A 14,330-nucleotide genomic window follows, 5' to 3' on the forward strand; every position below is an offset into this window, starting at 1 on the left:
ATTCTTATTGTAGATGGTTATAACATGATTGGGGCTTGGCCGAATCTTAGAAAACTTCGAGAAATTGACTTTGATAAATCACGTGATTATCTAATTACTCAACTTGCTGAGTATAAGGCATACACCGGGATGTCTATAATTGTTGTATTTGATGCTCATTTTGTAAATGGAATCGAAAAGGTCGACAAGAATTCAAAGGTCGAAGTGATTTTTACTCGAAAAAACCAGACGGCTGATGAAAAAATTGAAAAACTTGCAATTGAGCTTCGTCATGTTAACCATCATATTTATGTTGCGACTTCTGACTTTACTGAGCAATGGCAAATATTTGGACAAGGTGCACTTCGTATACCTGCAATGGAACTATATCGATCGGTTACTCAAAATAAAAAAATGATAAGTATTCGAATTAGTGAAATACCTGATCAAAGACTGACAATTAGTAAGACTTTAAATTCGAAACAAACAGAAATTTTAGAAAAATGGCGAAGAGGGGAACGATGACTTATTGTTTCCTTCTTCTTTGTGCTGTATAATTTAATTAAATCGTTTGGTCGGAGGTGCTAATTTTGAACGTTGAACAAGAATTGAAGCTAATGATAGAGTATGGCCCTTTAGAAGATGAGGTAATTCTCGAATATGTTCGAGAGGGTGATCAAGAGGCACTAACATTTTTAATTCAAAAGTACCGAAATTTCGTAAAAGCAAAGTCTAGGTCTTATTTCCTAATAGGAGCTGACCGTGAAGACATCATTCAAGAAGGTATGATTGGATTATACAAAGCAATTCGTGATTACAAAGAAGACAAACTTTCGTCCTTCAAGGCGTTTGCAGAATTATGCATTACAAGACAAATTATTACAGCGATTAAAACAGCAACTAGACAAAAGCACATCCCATTAAATTCTTATGTTTCATTGGACAAGCCTATTTATGATGAGGAATCTGATCGTACATTGCTGGATGTTTTAACAGAAACAAAAAACATGGACCCAGAGGAACTTGTGATCAATCAAGAAGAAAATGTGGACATAGAGCTAAAAATGTCTGAATTATTAAGCGATTTAGAAAGAAAAGTATTATCACTCTATTTAGATGGCCGTTCTTACCAAGAAATATCGGAAGAGTTAAATAGACATGTGAAATCGATTGATAATGCTTTACAAAGAGTGAAAAGAAAGCTTGAAAGATATATGGAAATAAGAGAACTGTCAGTTTAAGTAGATCAAAGAAAATCCTTTGTAATTCATGATAATATATAGGAATACAAGGGTATAGAAATGAGTTTGACAGTTTATAGTTCGCATGGTACATTCTAAATGGATAATTATATATGAATTAGGTTGGTGTCACCATGAGAAAAAAAGTTGTCCTGTCGTGCGCTAATTGCAATAATAGAAATTACTCCACGATGAAGAATTCCTCTTCTGTAGAACGTTTGGAGATGAAAAAGTTTTGTAAAACATGCAATGAGCATACCGCACATAAAGAAACAAAATAAATGAAGTAAGATAAATGATAATTGCGAATGTCCTTATTCAGTATATAAACTAAAGATCATGCACTATTTTTTGGACAAGGCGGACGTTTCGTAAATCTCTAAACTAGTATATATGGGGGTTGCATCTGTGGGTCGTATCGGTAAGTTTTTTCGCGAAGTAAAAAGTGAAATGAAAAAAGTTTCATGGCCTAAACGTAAAGAATTAGTTAATTCAACAGTTACAGTATTAGCTACAGTTATATTCTTTGTAGTATTCTTCGCTGTAATTGACACAGGACTTTCTAAACTAATTCGACTTATTCTTGAATAAGTTAAAACTAATTGTGCTATAATGAGTGATAATGTTTTAAAAAAAGCCCGGTGACGGGTTTTTTAATTTGCAAAGAAAGTTGACCGGGGAGGGAAGGACAAGTAGTCCTCTAACATGGAAAAAAGATGGTATGTAGTTCATACTTACTCAGGATATGAGAATAAAGTAAAAGCGAATTTAGAAAAACGAGTAGAAACAATGGGAATGCAGGATAAAATTTTCCGTGTAATAGTTCCAGAAGAAACAGAAGTAGAAATGAAGAACGGTAAAGAGAAAGTAACGAAACGTAAAGTGTTTCCGGGTTATGTGTTAGTTGAACTAGTAATGACTGACGATTCTTGGTATGTAGTTCGAAATACACCGGGAGTAACTGGTTTCGTTGGCTCAGCTGGCTCTGGTTCAAAACCAACCCCACTTTTAGAAGAAGAAATTACGCATATTCTAAAACATATGGGTCTAGATGAACAAACAATCGAATTTGATTTAGATGTAAATGAAGTTGTTCGATTAAAAGAAGGACCATTTGCGAATTATACTGGATCAATTAAAGAAATTGACTTCGAAAAGAAAAAAGTCACTGTGTTAGTAGAATTCTTTAATAAAGAAACACCGGTAGAACTGGATTTACATCTTATTGAAAAATTATAATACAAGACCTTGCATTTTTAATTTGAAAATGTTAGACTTTTAAAGGTCAATATGCATCGAAAAGATGATATTAACTTCTGTATAAGAATATGCATGCAAATGCAAAACGATATGAGTGGGAGGGTGTAAAACCCCATTACCACATCACGGACTTAAGGAGGTGTGTCTCGTGGCTAAAAAAGTAATTAAAATGGTAAAATTGCAAATTCCTGCAGGAAAAGCAAACCCAGCACCACCAGTTGGTCCTGCATTAGGACAAGCAGGTGTTAACATCATGGGATTCTGTAAAGAGTTCAACGCTCGTACAGCTGACCAAGCTGGTCTAATTATTCCTGTTGAAATCACTGTATTCGAAGATCGTTCGTTTACATTTATTACGAAAACTCCTCCTGCTGCTGTACTTCTTAAAGTAGCGGCTGGTATCGAGTCTGGTTCAGGTGAACCAAATCGTAAAAAAGTAGCAACAGTTAAACGCGATAAAGTGCGTGAGATTGCTGAACAAAAAATGCCTGACTTAAATGCTGCTTCTGTTGAAGCTGCTATGCGTATGGTAGAAGGTACTGCACGTAGTATGGGTATTGTTATTGAAGACTAATCCCATCTTCAATAAGGTGTGATTGAGGAGGTTGCGAACATCATTTGATGTGCTTTATCGCAACCTTTATTCGTGGGAGGAAAATCCGTTAAAACCACATTAGGAGGAATAAAACATGGCTAACAAAGGTAAAAAATACCAAGAAGCTATTAAATTAGTAGATCGTACAGCTGTTTACGCAGTAAACGAAGCTGTTGAACTTGTTAAAAAGACTACAACTGTTAACTTTGATGCAACAGTTGAAGTAGCATTCCGTTTAGGAGTAGATCCAAAGAAAGCTGACCAACAAATTCGTGGTGCAGTAGTTCTTCCACACGGTACTGGTAAAGTACAACGTGTATTAGTATTCGCTAAAGGTGAAAAAGCTAAAGAAGCTGAAGCTGCTGGTGCTGATTTCGTAGGCGATGCTGACATGATTAACAAAATCCAACAAGGTTGGTTCGATTTTGATGTAGTAGTAGCAACTCCAGACATGATGGCTGAAGTTGGTAAATTAGGACGTGTATTAGGACCTAAAGGTTTAATGCCAAACCCGAAAACAGGTACAGTTACATTTGACGTAACAAAAGCTGTTAACGAAATCAAAGCTGGTAAAGTTGAATACCGTGTTGATAAAGCTGGTAACATTCACGTACCAATCGGTAAAGTATCTTTCGAAAACGAAAAGTTAGTAGAAAACTTTACAACGATCTTTGAAACTATGGTAAAAGTTAAACCTGCTGCTGCTAAAGGAACATACATGAAGAACGTAGCAATCACTTCAACTATGGGCCCTGGTATCAAAGTAGATCCAGCTAGTTTCTAAGATAAAAAACAAAGTTGACAATTCGACAAGAACTCTCTATAATGGAGATTGTCTTGCTAATTAAATAGACTACCGTAGACAGTAGGTGCTTAAGCTTAATATCCTACCGAGGTGTATAACTGATAAATTCGTGCATATACAACCTCCATGTCTTTTTTTGAAAAGTTACGTGGAGGTTTTGCTATGGTTACACTTTTGCGGTATATACACTAAAATCCACAGGAGGTGTAATAAATGAGCGCAGTATTAGAAGCTAAAAAACAAGTTGTATCTGAAGTAGCTGCTAAATTACGTGATAGTAAATCAACAGTTGTTGTTGACTACCGTGGTTTAAATGTTGCTGAAGTAACTGAATTACGTAAGCAATTACGTGAAGCTGGCGTTGAGTTCAAAGTTTACAAAAACACTTTAACTCGTCGTGCTGCTGAAGAGGCTGGCTTAGCTGGTTTAAACGAATCATTAACTGGTCCAAACGCAATCGCGTTTAGTATGGAGGATGTAATTGCTCCTGCTAAAGTAATCAACGATTTCGCTAAAAAACATGAAGCTTTAGAAATTAAAGCTGGTGTAATCGAAGGAAACGTTGCTACTGTTGAAGAAGTGAAAGCTCTTGCTGAACTTCCATCTCGCGAAGGTTTACTTTCTATGTTGCTTAGCGTGCTACAAGCACCAATCCGCAACTTCGCTCTTGCAACTAAAGCAGTTGCAGAACAAAAAGAAGAACAAGGCGCTTAATGCCAAGATCGCTTAAAATATATAATTTAAAGGTATAAACAAGGAGGAAATTAACAATGACTAAAGAACAAATCATTGAAGCAGTTAAAAACATGACTGTATTAGAATTAAATGACTTAGTAAAAGCAATCGAAGAAGAGTTCGGCGTAACTGCTGCTGCTCCTATGGTAATGGCTGGTGGAGCTGTTGAAGCTGCTGCTGAGCAAACTGAATTTGATTTAGTATTAACTAGCCCTGGCGACCAAAAAATCAAAGTAATCAAAGTAGTTCGTGAATTAACTGGTTTAGGATTAAAAGAAGCTAAAGAATTAGTTGACAACACTCCTAAAGCAATTAAAGAAGGAATCAGCAAAGAAGAAGCTGAAGAAATGAAAGCTAAACTTGAAGAAGTTGGCGCTAACGTAGAAGTTAAGTAATTTCTAAAAGTTTTTAGAAAAGCTCGCATTTATGCGAGCTTTTTTTGTACATATGGGATTACTTTTGGGAAGACTGTTGATAAGTATATATATGAAAGAAGGATTTTTTTATGGCGGATCATTATTTTACAAATCAACCGAATAGTAAAACTGATAAAAAGGTATTTTTATTTACTCTGAGAGGTAATGATTTGAAATTCCAATCTGATTCAGGTGTTTTTTCTAGAAATGAAGTGGATTTTGGTTCTCGAGTATTAATCGATATATTCACATTCCCTGAAGTTGATGGTGATATTTTAGATGTTGGATGTGGGTACGGTCCAATAGGATTATCAATCGCAAAAGATGATTCTAGTCGAATGGTGGAAATGGTTGATGTAAATTTAAGGGCGATTGAATTAGCAAAAGAAAATGCGAATGTAAATAAAATAGAAAATGTGAAAATCTATGAAAGTAGCATCTATGAAAATGTAACTGGTGAATATGCAGCTATTTTAACAAATCCGCCAATTCGCGCTGGGAAAAGTGTTGTTCATGAAATTTTAAAAGGTGCTCATGATAAATTACTTCCTGGTGGAGAGCTTTGGGTAGTAATAAAAAAGAAGCAAGGAGCACCATCTGCTCTTGATTTATTAAAAGAAACTTTCGACGAGGTTGAGGTAGTAAAAAAAGATAAAGGATATTATATCATAAAAAGTAAAAAAGATTGACTGTAATTTTTGCTTGTGATAGTATTATTAAATGCCAATATATATTTATTTTCAAAAATGATTTTTTGAAAGTGGGTATATTTCTATATTCTTTGGAAATGATAGTAAAATGACTGTCGTTGAGTTTAATAAATGGTTTTCATTTTGAAACCATTTTATTTTTTGTTTAACAAGTAAGGGATATTTTCTGCTTATTTGTTACTATTTTTTTGTTTTAAATACTCTTATTTAAGGGGTGAATATGTTGACAGGTCAACTAGTTCAATATGGACGACACCGCCAACGCAGAAGTTATGCTCGTATCAGTGAAGTTTTAGAGTTACCTAACTTAATTGAAATTCAAACAACGTCTTACCAATGGTTCTTAGATGAAGGTTTGAGAGAAATGTTCCAAGACATTTCACCAATTGAGGATTTCACAGGTAATCTATCATTAGAATTCATTGATTACAGTTTAGGTGAGCCGAAGTATGTTGTAGAAGAATCAAAAGAGCGTGACGTAAACTACGCTGCTCCACTTCGAGTGAAAGTTCGCCTATTAAATAAGGAAACTGGCGAAGTTAAGGAGCAAGACGTTTTCATGGGGGATTTCCCACTGATGACGGACACAGGCACATTCATTATTAATGGTGCTGAACGTGTTATCGTTTCACAATTAGTACGTTCTCCAAGTGTGTACTATAGTGGAAAGATCGACAAAAATGGTAAAAAAGGTTTTACGGCTACTGTTATTCCGAACCGCGGTGCTTGGTTAGAGTACGAAACGGACGCGAAGGATGTAGTTTATGTACGTATTGACCGTACAAGAAAATTACCAGTAACGGTACTACTACGTTCGCTTGGGTTTGGTACAGACCAAGAGATTCTAGACTTATTAGGCGAAAATGAATACCTACGTAATACTCTTGAAAAAGATAACACAGATAGCACTGAAAAGGCGCTTCTTGAAATCTATGAAAGATTACGTCCAGGTGAACCACCTACAGTAGAAAACGCTAAAAACCTATTAATTACTCGCTTCTTTGATCCGAAGCGTTATGACTTAGCTAGCGTTGGACGCTACAAAATAAATAAAAAATTACACATTAAAAATAGACTGTTTAATCAACGTATTGCAGAAACATTAGTGGATCCAGAAACTGGTGAAATTATTGTAGAAAAAGGGACAACTCTTGATCGCCGTACGTTAGACCGTATTCTTCCATTCTTAGAAAAGAATATCGGTGAAAAAGTTGCTCACCCTGCTGCTGGCGTATTAGAAGATGAGATTACTCTACAATCTATTAAAATTTACGCTCCTGTAGAAGATGGTGAACAAGTTATACAAGTTATTGGAAATGCGAATGTGAGCAAAAGTGTGAAAAATATTTCACCTGCGGACATCATCGCTTCAATTTCTTACTTCTTTAACCTGCTACATAACGTAGGTGACACTGACGATATTGACCATTTAGGAAATCGTCGTTTACGTTCAGTTGGTGAATTGCTTCAAAACCAATTCCGTATCGGTCTATCTCGTATGGAACGTGTAGTACGTGAACGTATGTCAATTCAAGATACAAACGCAGTTACTCCACAGGCATTAATTAATATTCGCCCTGTAATTGCTTCAATTAAAGAGTTCTTTGGTAGTTCACAGCTATCTCAATTTATGGACCAAACAAATCCTCTTGCTGAATTAACTCATAAACGAAGACTATCAGCACTAGGTCCAGGTGGTTTAACACGTGAACGTGCAGGATTTGAAGTACGTGACGTTCATTACTCTCACTATGGTCGTATGTGTCCGATTGAAACGCCTGAGGGACCAAACATCGGGTTAATTAACTCACTTTCTTCTTATGCAAAAGTAAATCAATTTGGTTTCATTGAAACTCCATATCGTCGTGTAGACCCTGAAACAGGTCGTCTAACCGATAAAATTGACTATTTAACTGCTGATGAAGAGGATCTATACGTTGTAGCTCAAGCGAATGCTCGTTTAGGTGAAGACGGAAGCTTCTTAGATGAAGATGTAGTAGCTCGTTTCCGTGGAGATAACACAGTTGTTAAACGTGAACGTATTGACTACATGGATGTATCTCCTAAACAAGTAGTATCAGCTGCGACAGCATGTATTCCATTCTTAGAGAACGATGACTCGAACCGTGCCCTAATGGGAGCGAACATGCAACGTCAAGCAGTTCCGTTATTAAACCCTGAATCTCCAATCGTAGGTACAGGTATGGAATACGTTTCAGCAAAAGACTCAGGTGCTGCAGTAATTTGTAAACACCCAGGTATCGTTGAACGTGTTGAAGCAAAAGAAGTTTGGGTACGTCGCTATTTAGATGTAGATGGACAAAAAGTTAAAGGTGACCTTGATAAATATCGTATGTTAAAATTCGTACGTTCTAACCAAGGTACTTGTTATAACCAACGCCCAATCGTAAGTGTTGGTGATGAAGTAGTAAGAGGCGAAATTCTTGCAGATGGACCTTCAATGGAAAAAGGTGAATTAGCTCTAGGACGTAACGTATTAGTAGCATTCATGACATGGGATGGTTACAACTACGAGGATGCGATCATTATGAGTCGCCGACTAGTTAAAGAAGATGTTTACACTTCAGTTCATATTGAAGAATATGAGTCAGAAGCTCGTGATACAAAATTAGGACCTGAAGAAATCACTCGTGATATTCCAAACGTTGGAGAAGATGCACTTAAAAATCTTGATGAGCGTGGAATTATCCGAATTGGTGCAGAAGTAAAAGATGGAGATTTATTAGTTGGTAAAGTAACGCCTAAAGGGGTTACTGAATTAACTGCTGAAGAACGTCTTCTACACGCAATCTTCGGTGAAAAAGCTCGTGAAGTTCGTGATACATCATTACGTGTTCCACACGGTGGAGGCGGGATTATTCTTGATGTGAAAGTATTCACTCGTGAAAACGGAGATGAATTACCACCAGGAGTAAACCAACTTGTTCGTGCTTATATCGTTCAGAAACGTAAAATCTCTGAAGGGGATAAAATGGCTGGACGACATGGTAACAAAGGGGTTATCTCTAGAATTTTACCAGAAGAAGATATGCCATTCTTGCCTGATGGAACGCCAGTTGATATCATGTTAAACCCGTTAGGGGTACCTTCTCGTATGAACATCGGTCAGGTATTAGAGCTACACTTAGGTATGGCTGCTAGATATCTTGGGGTTCATGTTGCTTCTCCAGTATTTGACGGAGCACGTGAGGAAGATGTTTGGGGAACAATTGAAGAAGCTGGTATGGCACGTGATGCAAAAACTGTACTATATGATGGACGTAGTGGTGAGCCTTTCGATAACCGTGTTTCTGTAGGTGTCATGTATATGATCAAACTTGCACACATGGTTGACGATAAGTTACATGCTCGTTCAACAGGACCATACTCACTTGTTACGCAACAACCACTTGGTGGTAAAGCACAATTTGGTGGACAGCGTTTTGGTGAGATGGAGGTTTGGGCACTTGAAGCATACGGTGCTGCTTATACATTACAAGAGATCTTAACAGTTAAATCTGATGACGTTGTTGGCCGTGTGAAAACATATGAAGCAATCGTTAAAGGTGAAAATGTACCAGAACCAGGAGTTCCAGAATCATTCAAAGTATTGATTAAGGAATTACAATCTCTAGGTATGGATGTTAAAATGATGTCTGCTACAGATCAAGAAATCGAAATGCGCGATACTGAAGATGATGATCAAGCATCAGAACATTTAGCGATGGATATGGAATACGTAAAAGAATAAGTATTATATAGGGTAAAACCTTAGGACAGAAAGGGAGGTAGGCCCCTTGATAGATGTAAATAATTTCGAGTATATGAAGATCGGACTTGCATCGCCTGACAAAATTCGCTCGTGGTCATACGGGGAAATTAAAAAACCTGAAACAATTAACTACCGTACATTAAAACCTGAAAAAGATGGTCTTTTCTGTGAACGCATTTTCGGTCCTACGAAAGATTGGGAATGTCATTGCGGAAAATATAAACGTGTACGTTATAAAGGTGTAGTTTGTGATCGTTGTGGAGTTGAAGTAACTCGTGCAAAAGTACGTCGTGAGCGTATGGGTCACATCGAATTAGCTGCACCAGTATCACATATTTGGTATTTCAAAGGTATTCCAAGCCGAATGGGGCTTGTTTTAGACATGTCCCCTCGTGCTCTGGAAGAAGTAATCTACTTTGCTTCTTACGTAGTAACAGAAGCTGGAGATACTCCTTTAGAAAAGAAACAATTGCTTTCTGAGAAAGAGTTCCGTGCTTATCGTGAGCGTTACGGTCAAACTTTCCAAGCGTCTATGGGTGCTGAAGCGATTAAAAAACTATTAAGCGATATTAATCTTGTAAAAGATGTTGATTCATTAAAAGAAGAGTTGAAAACTGCTCAAGGTCAACGTCGTACAAGAGCAATTAAACGTTTAGAGGTTTTAGAAGCATTCCGTAACTCTGGTAATGAGCCTTCTTGGATGATCTTAGATGTGCTACCAGTAATCCCACCTGAATTACGACCAATGGTTCAATTAGATGGTGGACGTTTTGCAACTTCAGATCTAAACGATTTATATCGTCGTGTAATTAACCGTAACAACCGTTTAAAACGTTTATTAGACCTTGGTGCACCAAGCATCATCGTACAAAATGAAAAACGTATGCTTCAAGAAGCAGTTGATGCGTTAATTGACAATGGTCGCCGTGGCCGTCCAGTTACTGGACCAGGTAACCGTCCATTGAAATCTCTTTCTCACATGCTTAAAGGTAAGCAAGGGCGTTTCCGTCAAAACTTACTAGGTAAACGTGTTGACTACTCTGGCCGTTCGGTTATCGTTGTAGGACCAAACTTACAAATGTATCAATGTGGATTACCTAAAGAAATGGCTATTGAATTATTCAAACCATTCGTGATGAAAGAATTAGTAGAACGTGGATTAGCACATAACATTAAGTCTGCGAAACGTAAAATTGAGCGTTTACACCCTGAGATTTGGGATGTTTTAGAATCAGTTATTCGTGAGCATCCGGTGTTACTAAACCGTGCCCCAACTCTGCACAGACTTGGTATCCAAGCGTTCGAACCTACATTAGTAGAAGGCCGCGCAATCCGTCTACATCCACTTGTATGTACTGCATACAATGCCGATTTTGATGGTGACCAAATGGCTGTTCACGTACCGTTATCAAGTGAAGCACAAGCAGAAGCACGTATCCTAATGCTTGCAGCACAAAACATCCTGAACCCTAAAGATGGTAAACCAGTAGTTACACCATCTCAAGATATGGTATTAGGTAACTATTACTTAACTCTTGAGCGTGCAGGCGCTGTCGGTGAAGGTATGGTATTTAAAGATATTAATGAAGCGTTAATTGCATACCAAAATGGTTATGTACATTTACATTCTCGTGTTGCTGTTGCAGCAAATTCATTAAATAACGAAACATTTACTGAAGAACAAAATAATTCATTATTAATCACAACGGTTGGTAAGTTAATCTTCAATGAAATCTTACCTACTTCGTTCCCATATATTAATGAGCCTACTCAGAGTAACCTTGAGAAGGAAACTCCTCAGATGTATTTTGTAGCTAAAGGTTCGAATATTAAAGAAATTATTGAAAGTAGAGAAGAAATTTCTCCTTTCAAAAAGAAAATACTTGGAAATATCATCGCAGAAGTATTTAAACGTTTCAAAATTACTGAAACGTCAAAAATGCTAGACCGCATGAAGGATCTTGGGTTTAGACACTCTACTAAAGCTGGTATTACAGTTGGTGTATCCGATATCATCGTTTTACCTGAAAAGCAATTAATTATTGCTGAAGCTCAAGAAAAAGTAGATAAAGTACTAAAACAATTCCGTCGTGGTTTAATCACAGAAGAAGAGCGTTACGATCGTGTAATCGCAATTTGGAGTGATGCAAAGGATGTAATTCAAGGCAAACTGATGGCTTCCCTAAATAAACGTAACCCAATCTTTATGATGAGTGACTCTGGTGCACGTGGTAACGCATCAAACTTCACTCAGCTTGCAGGTATGCGTGGTCTGATGGCCAATCCGGCTGGTCGTATTATCGAGTTACCAATCAAGTCTTCATTCCGTGAAGGTCTAACGGTACTTGAATACTTCATCTCTACACACGGTGCACGTAAAGGTCTTGCCGATACAGCACTTAAAACAGCCGATTCAGGTTACCTAACTCGTCGTCTTGTTGACGTTGCACAGGATGTAATCGTTCGTCAAGATGATTGTGGTACTGACCGTGGCTTACATGTAAAAGCAATCAAAGAAGGTAACGAAATTATTGAAGGATTATACGATCGTTTAGTTGGTCGTCATTTACGTTCAACTATACGCCACCCAGAAACAGGTGTATTACTTGCTCAAGAGAACGATTTAATTACAGAAGACTTAGCTCGTGAAATTATCGATGCAGGTATTGAAGAAGTTAATATTCGTTCTGCGTTTACATGTAATACTAACCATGGAGTATGTAAAAAATGTTATGGCCGTAACTTAGCTACAGGTGCTGAGGTTGAAGTTGGAGAGGCAGTAGGTATTATCGCTGCACAATCAATCGGTGAACCAGGTACACAGTTAACGATGCGTACATTCCATACAGGTGGGGTAGCAGGAGACGATATCACTCAAGGTTTACCTCGTATTCAAGAGCTATTTGAAGCGCGTAATCCTAAAGGTCAAGCAGTTATTTCTGAAATTGATGGTATTATTTCAATTTCTACTGACGCTAAAGATAAACAAGAAATTATTGTTCAAGGCTCAGTTGAATCTAGAAACTACCCAGTTCCTTATGGCGCAAGACTAAAGGTTCAAGAAGGTGAATCAATTGAACGTGGTCAAGTAATGACAGAAGGTTCAATCGATCCGAAAGAACTGTTAAAAGTAAAAGGTACAAATGCTGTTCAAGAATACTTACTACGTGAAGTACAAAAAGTATACCGTATGCAAGGGGTAGAAATTGGCGATAAGCACGTAGAGGTAATGGTACGTCAAATGCTGAAGAAAGTTCGTGTAATGGATGCAGGTGAGACTACTTTACTACCTGGTACATTATTAGAACTACACCAGTTTACTGAAGCGAATAAAGAAGCTTTATTTGCAGGTAAACAACCAGCTACTGCACGCCCATTATTACTAGGTATTACAAAAGCATCATTAGAAACAGACTCATTCTTGTCTGCTGCATCATTCCAAGAAACAACGCGTGTATTAACAGACGCTGCGATTAAAGGAAAACGTGATGAGTTGCTAGGATTAAAAGAGAATGTTATTATAGGTAAGTTGGTTCCAGCTGGTACGGGTATGAACAGATACCGTAAAGTAGATCTTGTTAAAGGTTTAACTGAATCAGTTGAAATGAACGAAGAAGTATTAGTTGAAAAATAATCTTAAAATAATTTAAAACTTGAGTTGACATCATTTGATGAAAAATGATAAGATATTCAAGGTTGCTCCTAGACAATAGCACTGCTAATCTAAGCAGGTTAGATCCGGGGCTAATTTAGGAATATACAAGTTTAAAACTGTTTTTGTGAGAAGGAAGATTCCTTCCTTCTTGCAAAAACTTTGTTTTCAACTAATAATGAACCACCTGGATGTGTGGTCTTATAAATATTTGAAGGGAGGAAAACTCATGCCTACTATTAACCAGTTAGTGCGTAATGGACGTACTTCTAAAGTATGGAAATCAAAATCACCAGCATTAAATAAAGGTTTCAACTCATTAAAGAAAAAATCAACTGATTTATCAGCTCCACAAAAACGTGGTGTTTGTACTCGTGTTGGTACAATGACTCCAAAGAAACCGAACTCAGCATTACGTAAATATGCTCGTGTACGTTTAACTAACCAAATCGAGGTAACTGCTTATATCCCAGGTATCGGACACAACTTACAAGAGCACAGTGTTGTTCTTATCCGTGGTGGACGTGTAAAAGATTTACCGGGGGTACGTTACCATATCGTTCGTGGTGCATTAGATACTGCAGGTGTTGACAAACGTATGCAAGGTCGTTCTAAATATGGAACTAAGAGACCAAAAGCAGCTAAGAAGTAATAAATAACAACTAGCCGAAAGGAGGAAATAACATGCCACGTAAAGGTCCTGTTGCAAAAAGAGATGTATTGCCAGATCCACTTTATAATTCAAAATTAGTTTCTCGTTTAATCAACAAAATGATGATTGACGGAAAAAGAGGAAAGTCTCAAGCTATCTTATACGGAGCATTTGAATTAATCCAAGAACGTTCTGGTAAAGAACCAATGGAAGTATTCGAAGCAGCTCTTAAAAATATCATGCCAGTTCTAGAAGTTAGAGCTCGTCGTGTGGGTGGTTCAAACTACCAAGTACCAGTTGAGGTTCGCCCTGAACGCCGTACAACTTTAGGTCTTCGCTGGTTAGTTAACTATGCTCGTCTTCGTGGAGAAAAAACGATGGAAGAGCGTTTAGCTAATGAAATTCTTGATGCAGCTAACAACTCAGGTTCTGCAGTTAAGAAACGTGAAGATACACACAAAATGGCAGAAGCGAACAAAGCGTTTGCTCACTACCGTTGGTAAGATTAAAAGC

14 protein-coding genes and 1 other annotated feature are annotated in these 14,330 nt (G+C 37.4%); all 14 genes read left to right on the top strand.

The genetic code is table 11. The annotated features are described in order from the left end of the window. The first annotated feature begins 24 nt into the window (after positions 1-24). The 14 genes from ACFVR2_RS23690 to rpsG all read left to right on the top strand — a co-directional run bounded on the left by ACFVR2_RS23690 (position 25) and on the right by rpsG (position 14,320). Positions 25-504: an NYN domain-containing protein gene (locus tag ACFVR2_RS23690; RefSeq protein ID WP_387367804.1), complete on the top strand. Its 480-nt coding sequence runs from the start codon at positions 25-27 to the stop codon at positions 502-504. Between the two features lie 65 nt (positions 505-569). Continuing rightward, positions 570-1,220 (top strand): RNA polymerase sporulation sigma factor SigH, encoded by a 651-nt coding sequence (gene sigH, locus ACFVR2_RS23695; RefSeq protein WP_056467364.1) that lies wholly within the window; start codon positions 570-572, stop codon positions 1,218-1,220. A 134-nt stretch (positions 1,221-1,354) separates the two neighbouring features. Further along, positions 1,355-1,501 carry a 50S ribosomal protein L33 gene (gene rpmG, locus ACFVR2_RS23700; protein ID WP_387367703.1) on the top strand — a complete coding sequence of 49 codons (147 nt, stop codon included), beginning with the start codon at positions 1,355-1,357 and terminating at the stop codon, positions 1,499-1,501. Between the two features lie 112 nt (positions 1,502-1,613). Then, complete coding sequence (gene secE, locus ACFVR2_RS23705) at positions 1,614-1,811, top strand: preprotein translocase subunit SecE (protein ID WP_387367706.1); 198 nt, start codon at positions 1,614-1,616, stop codon at positions 1,809-1,811. A gap of 114 nt (positions 1,812-1,925) precedes the next feature. Further along, positions 1,926-2,459, top strand: a complete 534-nt coding sequence (gene nusG, locus ACFVR2_RS23710; protein WP_387367709.1) for a transcription termination/antitermination protein NusG — start codon at positions 1,926-1,928, stop codon at positions 2,457-2,459. 169 nt (positions 2,460-2,628) lie between these two features. Next, on the top strand, positions 2,629-3,054 hold the full coding sequence (rplK, locus tag ACFVR2_RS23715; protein ID WP_056467373.1) for a 50S ribosomal protein L11: 426 nt from the start codon (positions 2,629-2,631) through the stop codon (positions 3,052-3,054). Positions 3,055-3,169: 115 nt separating this feature from the next. Then, on the top strand, positions 3,170-3,859 hold the full coding sequence (gene rplA, locus ACFVR2_RS23720) for a 50S ribosomal protein L1 (protein ID WP_056467376.1): 690 nt from the start codon (positions 3,170-3,172) through the stop codon (positions 3,857-3,859). Positions 3,860-3,913: 54 nt separating this feature from the next. After that, positions 3,914-4,050, top strand: a sequence feature (ribosomal protein L10 leader region). Between the two features lie 43 nt (positions 4,051-4,093). Then, entirely contained in the window at positions 4,094-4,594 is a 501-nt protein-coding gene (gene rplJ, locus ACFVR2_RS23725) for a 50S ribosomal protein L10 (protein WP_331225021.1), read from the top strand. Between the two features lie 56 nt (positions 4,595-4,650). Next, the gene (rplL, locus tag ACFVR2_RS23730) at positions 4,651-5,010 is read left to right on the top strand and encodes a 50S ribosomal protein L7/L12 (protein ID WP_387332422.1); all 360 of its coding nucleotides are present in this window, start codon (positions 4,651-4,653) and stop codon (positions 5,008-5,010) included. Positions 5,011-5,120: 110 nt separating this feature from the next. After that, on the top strand, positions 5,121-5,720 hold the full coding sequence (locus tag ACFVR2_RS23735) for a class I SAM-dependent methyltransferase (RefSeq protein ID WP_387367713.1): 600 nt from the start codon (positions 5,121-5,123) through the stop codon (positions 5,718-5,720). 244 nt (positions 5,721-5,964) lie between these two features. Then, positions 5,965-9,492, top strand: a complete 3,528-nt coding sequence (gene rpoB / locus ACFVR2_RS23740) for a DNA-directed RNA polymerase subunit beta (RefSeq protein WP_387367716.1) — start codon at positions 5,965-5,967, stop codon at positions 9,490-9,492. 46 nt (positions 9,493-9,538) lie between these two features. Then, complete coding sequence (gene rpoC, locus ACFVR2_RS23745) at positions 9,539-13,147, top strand: DNA-directed RNA polymerase subunit beta' (protein ID WP_387367719.1); 3,609 nt, start codon at positions 9,539-9,541, stop codon at positions 13,145-13,147. Between the two features lie 247 nt (positions 13,148-13,394). After that, positions 13,395-13,817 (top strand): 30S ribosomal protein S12, encoded by a 423-nt coding sequence (rpsL, locus tag ACFVR2_RS23750; RefSeq protein WP_056467392.1) that lies wholly within the window; start codon positions 13,395-13,397, stop codon positions 13,815-13,817. 32 nt (positions 13,818-13,849) lie between these two features. Then, positions 13,850-14,320: a 30S ribosomal protein S7 gene (gene rpsG / locus ACFVR2_RS23755; RefSeq protein ID WP_056467395.1), complete on the top strand. Its 471-nt coding sequence runs from the start codon at positions 13,850-13,852 to the stop codon at positions 14,318-14,320. Positions 14,321-14,330 lie beyond the last annotated feature (10 nt).

It is taken from the genome of Gottfriedia sp. NPDC057991 (genome assembly GCF_042886615.1).
Taxonomy (GTDB): Bacteria; Bacillota; Bacilli; order Bacillales; family Bacillaceae_G; genus Gottfriedia.

What these genes read in the sequence shown, in the direction of transcription:
- ACFVR2_RS23690 (WP_387367804.1), top strand. Translation starts at nt 25, where the DNA reads ATGATTGGGGCTTGGCCGAATCTTAGAAAACTTCGAGAAATTGACTTT.
- rpmG (WP_387367703.1), top strand. Translation starts at nt 1,355, where the DNA reads ATGAGAAAAAAAGTTGTCCTGTCGTGCGCTAATTGCAATAATAGAAAT.
- secE (WP_387367706.1), top strand. Translation starts at nt 1,614, where the DNA reads ATGGGGGTTGCATCTGTGGGTCGTATCGGTAAGTTTTTTCGCGAAGTA.
- nusG (WP_387367709.1), top strand. Translation starts at nt 1,926, where the DNA reads ATGGAAAAAAGATGGTATGTAGTTCATACTTACTCAGGATATGAGAAT.
- rplA (WP_056467376.1), top strand. Translation starts at nt 3,170, where the DNA reads ATGGCTAACAAAGGTAAAAAATACCAAGAAGCTATTAAATTAGTAGAT.
- rplJ (WP_331225021.1), top strand. Translation starts at nt 4,094, where the DNA reads ATGAGCGCAGTATTAGAAGCTAAAAAACAAGTTGTATCTGAAGTAGCT.
- rplL (WP_387332422.1), top strand. Translation starts at nt 4,651, where the DNA reads ATGACTAAAGAACAAATCATTGAAGCAGTTAAAAACATGACTGTATTA.
- ACFVR2_RS23735 (WP_387367713.1), top strand. Translation starts at nt 5,121, where the DNA reads ATGGCGGATCATTATTTTACAAATCAACCGAATAGTAAAACTGATAAA.
- rpsL (WP_056467392.1), top strand. Translation starts at nt 13,395, where the DNA reads ATGCCTACTATTAACCAGTTAGTGCGTAATGGACGTACTTCTAAAGTA.
- rpsG (WP_056467395.1), top strand. Translation starts at nt 13,850, where the DNA reads ATGCCACGTAAAGGTCCTGTTGCAAAAAGAGATGTATTGCCAGATCCA.